The sequence below is a fragment of the Candidatus Venteria ishoeyi genome, assembly GCF_030378065.1.
Taxonomy (GTDB): domain Bacteria; phylum Pseudomonadota; class Gammaproteobacteria; order Beggiatoales; family Beggiatoaceae; genus Venteria; species Venteria ishoeyi.
Genome location: NZ_JAUCGJ010000009.1, coordinates 32,683 through 44,283, shown reverse-complemented (window position 1 = coordinate 44,283; position 11,601 = coordinate 32,683). Strand labels below are relative to the sequence as shown.

Here is an 11,601-nt window from a genome sequence, read left to right as displayed (position 1 = left end):
TCTGTTTTTTCCATACGATTAGGCTGTTTTTTCTGATTTATTTCTGAATTTTAATAATTTGAGTGGTTGAGGAAATTGGAATGGCAGTGTAGTTTTGTATTTGTATTTTCTTGGATGTCCTCAATTTTTCAGCCTATTTTGCAACGTCTGGAAATCAAGCAAGATAACTGGGTAGATGGCATACAGCATTATGGCAATCATTTTTATAAGGTTGTTGGCATTATGCGGCATTTGCTGGAAGAAACTGAAAGGCAGGGGCGCAAATGGTTTAAGGGGCAAAGCGCGGTGCGGTTGTTATATCAATAACGTATATTTCCATTTTGGATTAAACAATATTTATGGCGTAAAAGTACCTGCCAGAGGTAAGTTGTGGCTGATTTCTGTTTTTTCCATACGATTAGGCTGTTTTTTCTGATTTATTTCTGAATTTTAATAATTTGAGTGGTTGAGGAAATTGGAATGGCAGTGTAGTTTTGTATTTGTATTTTCTTGGATGTCCTCAATTTCGTATTTTCTTGGATGTCCTCAATTTTGCTCAATTTTGGTGGAGGAAATTGGAATGGCAGTGTAGTTTTGTATTTGTATTTTCTTGGATGTCCTCAATTTCCCTTGTTTTGTATGTATATTTTCTTGGATGTCCTCAATTTCCTCTCAATTTCCTTATATAGAGGTGAGAGAGTGGGAACGATAGAAATTCTATTTTACAGAATTTTCCACGATTTCTATTTCTTCGGGTGTGAGTTCATAGAGTTTATAAACCATTTTATCTATTTCTTTGTCGGTTTGGTTTATTTTGGTTTGTAGTTCATTTGTTTTTTGTGTGGTTGTATTGAAATATTCTCGCCATTCGTTGTTTTCATTGCCTAAGCTGATTTTTACTTTTTGTTTTGCCAACTCTTTTTTAAATACATCGTATTCCATTTTATAAAATGTATCTAATTTTTTGGTGATTTTTTTAATGCCTTTTTCTTCTTGTAGAGTGTTTAGGAAGTTGTTTTTTTCTGTTTGTAGGTCTTTGTTTAGGGATAGCATTAGGTCGGATTTTTCTATGAAGGGTTGTTGCTCTAAAAGAGGAATATTTTTAATAGGTATTAAATCTAAATTTTTAATAGCAACCGCAGTTGTAAACTCTGCCCCTAAATTAAAAATATTATCATAATAAAATGAAATTGCTACAGAGTTCAACAATACTAATATATATTTTGTATTATAATTTTTGTCAGTTACAATTGTTCCATTAATCGTTTGCATATAGTACAATCTGTTTTTGTCTAAATAAGCATTTATACCTCCTGAAACATGTTGTGTTAATATTTTTTCAGGGCATTCAAAATTTTCTTTTTTCCTACTTCTGGTTAAAACTTTTGTGCCTTCTATATAATAAATAAATTCATAGTGGTCTTTTGCTGAATATCTTTTAATATCCCTTCCTCTAATTATTGCCTTATACTCTTCACTTAACTTGTTTTTTGAAACATATTTTTTTTCATCACCAGCAATAATCCCTTGTAGGGTATCGGATATTTTACCCAAAAGAACAATGTTTAAATTTAACTTATCAAGAACATTGGCTTTTTCTTTAGTTATATAAACATTGAATCTTTTTCCTAAACATTTATTAAATATTTCTTGTTTTATTATTGATTTGTGAAAACTCTTATCTATTTTATTTTCATAGTTGTATATTCTCACTTCATTTTTTAAATTTGGTTTATTTTTTTTTGAAAAAGTTAAAATGGTCATTTCTCCCGTCACTCCTTCAAACAAACCATTTTTAAAGCTTAATATTGAATTTAATTCAGTATTGTTTAAAATCAATTCTCTGCATTTTTCATATTCATTTGACCTTATTAGATTTCTATGAATTATCATTCCATATTCACTTCCTTTTCGCATTATATTAAAAGAATGCTCAACAAATAAGCCAAATAGATTTAATCTGTTTGAAGCCGTTAAATATTTCTTTTTAAAGAATTTAATCTCTTCAGTAAGCATCTTTCTCATATCAACATAAGGAGGATTCCCAACAACCACATCAAACCCACCATTTTCAAAAACCTGCGGAAATTCCTTTTCCCAGTTAAACGCTTTCTCACCTGCCACTTCAGGATCATCAATCAAAGAGTTGCCACATTTGATATTATTATTCAAAGAGGTCAGTTTTCTACCACGTTGTGCAGTTCGTAACCAAAGTGACAGTTTTGCAATATCAATGCTTTCTTCATTAATATCCACACCAAAAATATTTTTCTCTAAAACATGATCACTCACATCCTGAAAAACAATACTTGATTCTAATAAAACAGCCTCTAATTCATCAATATAGGCATGTTCCGCTATCAAAAACTCCAAAGCCTGATTTAAAAAAGCACCACTGCCACAGGCAGGATCACAGATAGTAATTTCCAAAAGCCAGTTGCGGTATTCCTGCAAATTATCATACAAAGTCTGTACAATTTTTTTTCTTCTGTTTTTTCGTCCCTTGGCGTATTCTTTATCGACAATACTTAATTCCGTTTTTTTCTCCTCGCAAAGTTTCCCGACTGTGTTTTCAACTATATATTTTGTAATATACTTTGGGGTATAGAAAACCCCATCTTTTTTGCGTTTGGTCTTGCTTTTATCAACCGTCTTTCCCTCAAGCTGTGCGGTTACATTTTCAATTTCACTCAGTGAATTTTCAAAAATATGCCCCAGTATATTAACATCAATATCACTCTCAAAATTATAGCCAGTCATTGTCAATACATGAGGTTTTAGTAACTCATCATCAATGATTAAACCATCTAACAATTTATCAGGCAAAAACAATCCGCCATTATAGGCAAAAATATCATCCTGAGCGGTTTCGCCTTTTCGCCCTGTATTGATATAATTAAAAAATTGTTTAAAAATATCATAAAGTGGTTTTTGGGCATCTAATTTAATCAATTGTTCGTAGCGTTTCACCATTGCACTAATAGAATTGGGCGGCAGCAAACCACTGTCTTCGGCAAAAAAAACAAATAGAAATCTATCCAGTAATTTTTGAGTTTTTTTGAATAGTAAAAGCTTATCTAAATCAGGCTGATTTTTGCAGATATTCTGCCAGAGTTGATGCTTAAATGTAGAATAGTCTTTATAAAGCTGTTTGGTTACATTTTCTTCAACTATGATACTGTCTTGTTTTATTTGGGCCGGAACACCAGCTAACAGATTTTCAGCATTCAAACACAGCCAGAGTATTTTAAATTCTTCTTCTGTCAGCGTAAACAGATTAAATTCAAGATAAGCAACGGCATTATGAATAAAAAAACGTAATTTCTCAAAGTTTGAGGTAATCACATAAATACAGTCGCTATGATTATTTTTGTAATTAAATGCCTGATTATTAACTTTATCTAAATCTTTGGTATTTGTGCCTTTTAATTCTATTACAGCTAACGCCTTAGCATTTTTTAGAATAGCACCATCGGTTTTTTTTGCCCCTTTTTCGTTTTTAAGCTCTGTTGTCAGGTTAAAATCCGGCTGAGGATTAAGAGTGTATCCTAAAATTTTAACAAAAAGTTCCCGTAAAAATCCTTCCTGAAATTGTTCCTCCTTTGAATTTCTTATATTCTGTTGTATTTCAGTATTATGAAAATAGCGGCTAAATTGACAATAAGCTTCATCAATCGTCTTTTCATCTTGCGTTTTTAAATACTTCTGTAGTACCGAATTTTGAAAAATAGTCATAGTGTTAATCAGTTTTTATTGTGCTTTTGGCAAAGATTGGTGTATTTCTTTTACTGGTTGCAAGCGTTTTAAGTTATATATTCGATTATATTATATTATGTTTTATATAGCATATAGTATTATTTGATTAAGAAAATAGCAAAAATTTGAAGACACCCACTTAAATTTGAAAAAATACCATTTCTGTTACCCTATCCTAGCGCGGTAGGGCGTATAAGCGATAGCATCATCCACCCTGTCATAGGAAGCAAGGCATTCCTGAGACCGTCAGACTATAGAAAAGACAATAACTTATGAAGACCTAAAAACGTTGTCTTTTCTATAGCTGACTACCGCACTAAATAGGGCAGCCTCAATAATGATGGGGTGCAAACAGGTAGCCCTAAAAATGACAAGTAAGGAGGTTTTAGCACTATAAAACAGTAATAATAGAAACAATATTTATTATTTATTTACAAAAATGGAAAAAGTACATGAAAAACAAAATATCTACTATATTTTATTCTGCTATTGCACTCGTTACTCTTGCCGGATGCGCTACAGCATCAAAAGACGTGGCAACAGCATATGTCTCACCAATACAATACCAGTCATATAATTGCAAACAACTTGCAAGTGAAAATCAAAGAATTCAGGTTAGAGTTAGTCAACTGGCAGGACGTCTTGATGAAGCCGCAGAAAATGACAAGGCAATCGCTGGCATAGGTGCTGTTTTATTTTGGCCTGCGCTATTCGCCCTCGGTGGCACAAAAGAACAGGAAGCCGAATACGCTCGCCTAAAGGGTGAACATGATGCTGTTCAACAATCAGTAATTATTAAAAAATGCTCTGGAGCAGTAGCAACAACTGGGAAAAGTAACTCATAGCACGATAACCCGTAAGGCGGATAAGCGATTGCTATCCGCCATTTTGGAAAATTTGAACAAAAATCAAAAAATGGGAACACTTCCATTTTTGATATTAATCACCTAAATATTTGTCACGAAAATGGTAACGTTCCCTTTGTTGTGTATTTGATGAAAAATCCAGGCAACAATGCAATGATAGCAATCATCCAGACAATAACAGCACCACTGGGCAGGTCTAGCACTGATGATAAAATCAAGCCCAGCCCATACCCAAGTGCACCGATGCCATATCCCACGATCAAGGATTTGCGTATTCCACGACTTCCCAGCGCTGGAATAATAAGACTGGCAAAAACCAGGTAAACGCCAACGAGTTGCACCGAACTGGTTACAGCAACGGCAAATACTAAATAAAATACAATACGTCTGTTGTGTTGAAACAAAAACCATAACAATGCTATCAGCCCGGTTATCAGGGCGAGTGGCATGAGCTGCGCCCAGGTAAGCCACAGGATTTGCCCCACCAGAAGTGCCTTGAGCTGCTCGCCACCGTGGGGATTATCCGCCAGTAACAGTATGCTGCCCGTTGCCGCCAAGATAAAAAAAACGCCAATCAATGCTTCCTGGATCTTTGCCTGGTGTTTTTCCAACAGGCTTAACCCCCATGCACCGAGTAAGGCACTACCTATTGCTATGATTTGCACTTCCCATCCGTGCGTTTCAAAACCGAGCCGTGATGCCGCGATAACACCCAATCCAGCAATCTGCGCGATAGCCAGATCAATAAAAATGATACCGCGCTTTAAAACTTCCTGACCCAGTGGTACGTGAGTAATCAGCACTAACAAGCCGGCAATAAATGCCGGCCCGAGGATGCTAACATCCAATCCATCCATTATGCGCCAGCCCCTGAAAGCCGGCTGATCAGGCGGTCAAACCACGACTCCAGAGATTCATCCAGGGCTGGACTAAAATCTAATGCAACGATAGGAATTGCCGTTTTCCGTGATAGCCAGTTTGCCGCTTTAGCATCCTGATAACTGGCATGAACAATTATATGTGCAGGTTTTTGTTGCAGAGTGGAAAGCAATGAACTCAAATGCGCGCTGGTGGGCGGGATGCCCGACTTAGGCTCCAGCGTGGCAACTTGATTCAGACCTAACCACTGCAACAGATAAACCCAACTGTTATGATGCACTACAATGCTTTTATCTGTCAGTGCTTGTGTCTGTTTGTGCCACAAACTTATCTTGTTTTGCCATTTTTGGGTAAACAAGCTCAGGTTTTGTTTGTAATCAGTCTGATTTGACGGATCAATCTTTATCAAGGTATGCGTTAAACGGGTCGCCACTTGCAAAATACGTTCAGGATCCAGATGGATGTGAGGATTGCCCGCTGCATGAACATCACCTTCACTACGATCCAATCGTGTTGGCTTATCGAGCAACAGCACATGATCGCTTGCCATAAAATAACCGGCCCGACCTGGCTGGATATTTGTATTAGCAGATTTTCGTAACAACAGCGGCAGCCAGGCGATCTCAAGATCCGCGCCCGTGCATACCAGCAAATCAGCACGCCGCGCTTTGGCAATTAAACTCGGACGCGCTTGTATATGATGCGGATCCTGTCGGTTGCTTGTTGCAGTGTAAAGCGTTACATGCTTCCCTCCCAGAGATTGGGTCAATGCTGACCATTCCGGTTCACAGGCAAATACCCGCAAATCAGCATAAGCCGAACCGGCACTCAATAATGCTGGAAAAAATACAAATATAATTATTTTAAGCCATTGCTTTAACATGATATTTCGCCTTTAAAATGTGTGCGCACCATGACTGCCCAGACTATGGGTATACTGCAAAAAGAGCTGCTTATCCGTATTTTCATAGGATTTATCCTGGTTAAATTGCAGCCGAATACGACTAAACTCGCTGGGCAGCCATTCCAGCATGACGCTGTAACGTCTGGGGGTATGACCTTCATTATCCAGCCCCGCTTCGCCTAACAGCTCATCATCAGAAGCGGAATTGCTGCTGCCCAGTTGGTCATAACGCAGCCCGGTACGCCATTGTGGCATAAACTGATATACAGCTTGTGCATACCAGCCTTTTTGATGACCGTCATAATGGGTGGTTTCCAATGGGTCACTATTCAGAAGCGTGACTACGCCATCTTCCCGCCGATCAAAATATTCAAATTGCAATTTAAAGTTTTGGTTTTTTGAATTACCGTTGGGCGACCATTTATACACCAAGTCCAGGGCATTAATTTTGCTCTTTCCGGTAAAAGACGGTATTTCAACTGCTTCGCCATCATGACTGTGACCACCGCTGGTGCGCCCATCAATATCATTGGCCTGCCAATGGCTCAGACCCAACAACCAACTATGCTCAACGCCTATATCACCGCCCAGATGGGCAAATGCCGTCCATGCACCGACGCCGCCATGTTCACCACCTGCGGGAAAGCGACTGCCTCTAAAGGCCTCCGCGCCCAGTTGCAGGAAAGTATCGGTGGGTGCGATATAACTGATTTGCAGGCCATCATCACGCAGTTGATTACCAAACAAACCACGATAGATCAGCGGGGCATCGGCAAAATCCCAGATATGTTCATGTTGTTCGTTCAAATAACCGACTGCTGAGAAAAAACGACCGGCTTTTACGCCCAGGCCATTACCCAGCCCCAGGGTTTGTACAAAGGCTTCTTCCAATTCCAGTTCTGTACTGCCTTCATGTTCATGGATCGCCAGTGTGGTTTCACCATAAAACTTGTCATCAATATTAGCGCTGACAGTCAGTTCAGTATGACCCAGTGAAATACCTTCTTCTCCCACCCCGGCTTCATTACCTAAGGCAAATCCCGGTAGTTCATATTTATCCGGCTGTTGTTTAAAGCTGGCATAACGACCATCGAGAATCAGGCTGATAGCAGGATTTAAGCTATTTTGAGCATTGCTGGTTGCACTCGGCGTTTCAACCTGGCCGGCTTTATGTGTAAGTTGTGAAGCTTGGGTGCTGGCTTGTTCAGCATGGGTTTCCGCTTTTTTCAGGCGCGCCTCTAAGGCCTGTATGCGCTGATCATAATTTTGCTTCAGTTTTTCCAACTGTTGTTGTAATAATTTAATATCATCCGCAGCAAAAACCGGATTTGTGTTTGAAATGGCAATAGCAATGCTTGCCACAAGTAATTTAATACGCATGGAATAGAGTCCCGTAAACAGAAAATAATAAAATGCCGCTCTCATGGAGGGCGTGCTGGAAGCTTGTCAGGCTTAAAAACTGCCTGATAAAAATAAATCTGACAGACTCCCAGATATTAAAATGATGTTCAGATTACGAGAGAAAAGGGGGGGCGCGAATGTGGCAGGATGTCAGCGATTGGGAAACCAGTGCGCTGATAAAATCTACCCGGCAATTTGAATGGAAACCTGAAAATATGCTTGCAATGCCATCACAAGTCAAACCATTTCCAGATTGCTCAAGTACAAAATAGACCTGGCAGGATTCAACCGACTCGTGAAAAGGATGTTCAACCGAGTGCATAAGCGCAAAAAACTGCCCCATAAGCAATATAATGCTTATGATGGCAATTTTAATTGTTATATGCTGCTGATTAATCACTGCTCGGTTTTTCTCTGTATTGACAGGCAAAAAAGCGATAGTGTAATGGAATTTTATTATTCAGGTAAAGATGTTTATCCGGGTTATAGCTTAAATATGACAAGCTTTACTATAAAACAATACAAATTCTGGGGCTGTTTTATGTTCCGGGGTGATGGGGCACCAACATGATCGTTAGCTAAAAACTCACATTTTCTTCAAATTTCCCTCAAATTGGGGCGTCATGCTATGTCATAAGGAAAACGGAAATACAGTCTTTCCAGTTTCTGGATTTATTTGACAAAATGGTCACAATGACGAGGAAAAGTCTCATGTTAAACAAAAAACTTATCAGTCTGGCAGTGGTTTTAGGTTTAGGTGTCAGCACCGTTGCTTTTGCGCAGTGGGGGCAGCATCACCTGGCGCGCATTGCCGCGCAGTATGATACAGATGGCAATGGCGAAGTCACCATTCAGGAAATTCAAGCTGGTCGCAGCGCGGAATTCAGTCAATATGACAGCGATGGCAATGCCGGTTTAAGTCTTCAGGAATTGCAGACCCTGATGCAGAATAAACGTACACAAAATCGTGCCACACGTTTGGCAGAAATGGACAGCGATGGTAATGGCGTACTCAGTGTTGCAGAATTTCAGGCCGGGCATCGCAACCCGGTAGTGGCGGCAACGCTGTTTGGTTTAGCCGATACTGATCAAAGTGCTACTTTGGACGTTAATGAAATGGCTGAACTTAAAAGCCAGCAAGGTCGCTTGTGGCGGCAATTTGCTCACATTGACGCTGATGGTGATGGTATCATCTCGGAAACAGAATTTAGCAATCATATGCCGATGAAGCGTGGTCGGGGACACCGGGGGCATGGCAGAGGTCATGGTCAAGGTCATGGTTTTTACAAGTGAGTTACTGTCAAGGTAATGAGCACATAATCAATTATTGAGCATGAGGCGGAAGCGGCTTTCAGTGTCTTTGGCGCTGAATGAAGCTTGCGCCGAATTCAGATCGAATGAAACTGAAACTCTTTCCTAAGCTATTGTTTGCTTTTATGCTCATCGCCATGCTGTTAATTCTGGGCATGGCAGCATCGGTGCATTGGACTTTTAAGACCGGTCTACAGCGTTATCTGCATCATCAGGAAGTGGCGCAACTGGAACAACTTGTGCCGGTACTGGGTAATATTTACCAAACTTATGGTGGTTGGGAATTATTGCGACATAAACACTTTTTAATCATGCGCACCCTGCGTTGGAGCTTAAAGCCACCCACTGACAAAACGGCACAAGAGAGCCGTAAAATAGCCGCAGATAGCTTGCCTCAAAAAATACGCGAATTGACAGACAGGCGACATCGTCCCCACCGCAGACACCGTCGCGGGCGTCGCTCACATCCTTTATTTCCCTTATTGCCGCGTTTGTGGATTTTAGATCCACAAAAACAAGTGGTAATGACACCCGAACATAAATTTTCACAAGGCAGTTCCACCCCGAATGCTATCGTGCTGGAAAACCTGCATCCCGTAAAATCAGAGGGAGAAATTATTGCCTGGCTGGGCATCAGTCCACATCAGCGGGTGGAAGATGAATTCGTGCAGGCTTTTCGTGCGCAACAAACCCAAAACTATTATATTATCGCAGCCCTGGCTTTATTACTTTCAGCCCTGGCAGCCTGGGTATTGGTGCGTCAGTTATTAACCCCGGTGCAACATATCACCCAGGGCGCGCACCGTCTCAGCAGTGGTGATTACCAGACCCGCGTACAAGTCCATAGCCAGGATGAACTGGGACAACTGGCCACAGATTTTAATCATCTGGCACAAGCCCTGGCACGTAATGAACAAATGCGCCGCCAGTGGGTTGCTGATATTTCCCATGAACTACGCACCCCGCTGGCAGTACTGCGCGGCGAAATTGAAGCCATGCAAGATGGCATCAGACCCTTGTCAGCAGCGCATTTATTATCCCTGCACAAAGAGACGCTATCATTAGGTAAGCTGGTGGATGATTTATACGATTTAACCTTATCTGATCTCGGTGCTTTGGACTATCGCAAGGAAATCACTGATGTTAACGAAATCCTGCAACAAAGTCTGGAAAGCTTTGCTGCCCGTTTTCAAAGTAAAAACATCCAGGTGACAAATCACGTCATGGCAAACATGCCGGTATTTGCCGACCGTCAACGTTTGCAACAACTGTTTACTAACCTGCTGGAAAACAGCGTGCGCTACACGGATGCCGGAGGTGAGTTAAACATCAGCCTGCAAACGGCGACAGAACAGTTTACCCTGATATTTAATGACTCAGCCCCAGCAGTGCCAGAGGCCGCCATGCCCAAGTTATTTGAACGTTTATACCGCGTGGATCAATCGCGCAGTCGGGCTTTGGGGGGTGCTGGCCTGGGTCTGGCGATTTGCCGGAATATCGTTACTGCTCACGCTGGCGAGATTTCTGCCCAAGCCTCGCCACTGGGCGGTCTGGGTATCTGCCTGAGATTACCAAAAGCCAAGGATAACAAGTGATGGCATCACGCCAGATTCTGATTGTGGAAGATGAACCAAAACTTGCCAGTTTGCTGGCGGATTATTTGAAGCAGGCCAGTTTTATCCCACATATTCTGGATAATGGATTATCCGTTATCCCCTGGCTTAAAAATCAGCCTGTCGATTTAATTCTGCTGGATTTAATGCTGCCGGGGCGTGATGGCATTGAACTGTGCCGGGAAATTCGCAGCTTTTCCCAGGTACCGATTATCATGACCACCGCCAGAGTGGAAGAAATCGACCGCCTGCTGGGACTGGAATTAGGCGCGGATGATTATATCTGCAAGCCCTACAGCCCGCGAGAAGTGGTCGCCCGCGTGAAAGCGATCTTCCGTCGCCTGGATTATGCGCATCAGACCACAACTGACTCGACTGACCCGAAACCCGCATTCAGCATTGACACTACGGCCTATCAGATTCGCTTCCAACAACAAAGCCTGGACTTAACCCCGGCGGAATTCCGTCTGCTCAAGGTTTTGGCGGAACACCCGGATAAGGTCTATTCCCGCGCGCAGTTATTAGACCATGTTTATGAAGACAACCGCATCGTCACGGATCGCACAGTGGATACCCATATCAAAAACCTGCGTAAAAAACTGGCGAATATACAACCGGGCCTTGAGATTATTCATTCGATTTATGGCGTGGGTTATAAGCTGGTTTTACCGGCTGCAATTAATAGTATTAACTAATCTGGGACAAGCCCTTTTATTAAGCTCCGGGTTGTACCTTAGGAGCGAGAATTTTATAACTTCAGCAACTTGGCTGGTCTTTTTCTCCATTTTCTGCGTTCCAAAAACAGTTACATAGCTTGCTATGCGCCTGTTTTCACGCCTTGAAAATAAATAAAAATCCTGCGCCCAGTTTCTGTATTTATTTTATCCTCACT

General features: G+C 41.1%; 9 protein-coding genes. 5 read left to right on the top strand and 4 right to left on the bottom strand.

Annotated elements, in window-relative coordinates:
* Positions 1-114 precede the first annotated feature (114 nt).
* Positions 115-306 carry a hypothetical protein gene (locus QUF61_RS04335; RefSeq protein ID WP_289680667.1) on the top strand — a complete coding sequence of 64 codons (192 nt, stop codon included), beginning with the start codon at positions 115-117 and terminating at the stop codon, positions 304-306.
* 390 nt (positions 307-696) lie between these two features.
* Here QUF61_RS04335 and QUF61_RS04330 read toward each other — a convergent pair whose 3' ends face one another.
* Positions 697-3,714, bottom strand: coding sequence for an Eco57I restriction-modification methylase domain-containing protein (locus QUF61_RS04330; RefSeq protein ID WP_289680665.1), 3,018 nt, complete (start codon positions 3,712-3,714; stop codon positions 697-699).
* 473 nt (positions 3,715-4,187) lie between these two features.
* Here QUF61_RS04330 and QUF61_RS04325 point away from each other — a divergent pair, with 473 nt between their 5' ends.
* On the top strand, positions 4,188-4,580 hold the full coding sequence (locus tag QUF61_RS04325; RefSeq protein ID WP_289680663.1) for a hypothetical protein: 393 nt from the start codon (positions 4,188-4,190) through the stop codon (positions 4,578-4,580).
* A gap of 113 nt (positions 4,581-4,693) precedes the next feature.
* On the opposite strand, the gene QUF61_RS04320 is transcribed toward QUF61_RS04325, so the two are convergent.
* From QUF61_RS04320 to QUF61_RS04310, 3 genes are read right to left on the bottom strand one after another with little or no spacing between them, the layout of a single operon-like run.
* Positions 4,694-5,458, bottom strand: a complete 765-nt coding sequence (locus QUF61_RS04320) for a metal ABC transporter permease (protein WP_289680662.1) — start codon at positions 5,456-5,458, stop codon at positions 4,694-4,696.
* A complete protein-coding gene (locus QUF61_RS04315) occupies positions 5,458-6,363 on the bottom strand; it encodes a metal ABC transporter substrate-binding protein (protein WP_289680661.1) in 906 nt (301 codons plus the stop codon). Before QUF61_RS04315 ends, QUF61_RS04320 begins: the two co-directional genes overlap by 1 nt.
* Positions 6,364-6,375: 12 nt before the next feature.
* On the bottom strand, positions 6,376-7,809 hold the full coding sequence (locus QUF61_RS04310; RefSeq protein WP_289680659.1) for a hypothetical protein: 1,434 nt from the start codon (positions 7,807-7,809) through the stop codon (positions 6,376-6,378).
* A gap of 687 nt (positions 7,810-8,496) precedes the next feature.
* On the opposite strand from QUF61_RS04310, the gene QUF61_RS04305 reads away from it, so the two are divergent.
* From QUF61_RS04305 to QUF61_RS04295, 3 genes are all read left to right on the top strand, one after another.
* A complete protein-coding gene (locus QUF61_RS04305) occupies positions 8,497-9,078 on the top strand; it encodes an EF-hand domain-containing protein (protein WP_289680658.1) in 582 nt (193 codons plus the stop codon).
* 77 nt (positions 9,079-9,155) lie between these two features.
* Positions 9,156-10,691, top strand: a complete 1,536-nt coding sequence (locus QUF61_RS04300) for an ATP-binding protein (RefSeq protein ID WP_407080044.1) — start codon at positions 9,156-9,158, stop codon at positions 10,689-10,691.
* Positions 10,691-11,404 (top strand): response regulator, encoded by a 714-nt coding sequence (locus tag QUF61_RS04295; RefSeq protein ID WP_289680655.1) that lies wholly within the window; start codon positions 10,691-10,693, stop codon positions 11,402-11,404. The genes QUF61_RS04300 and QUF61_RS04295 overlap by 1 nt, the downstream gene beginning before the upstream one ends.
* Positions 11,405-11,601 lie beyond the last annotated feature (197 nt).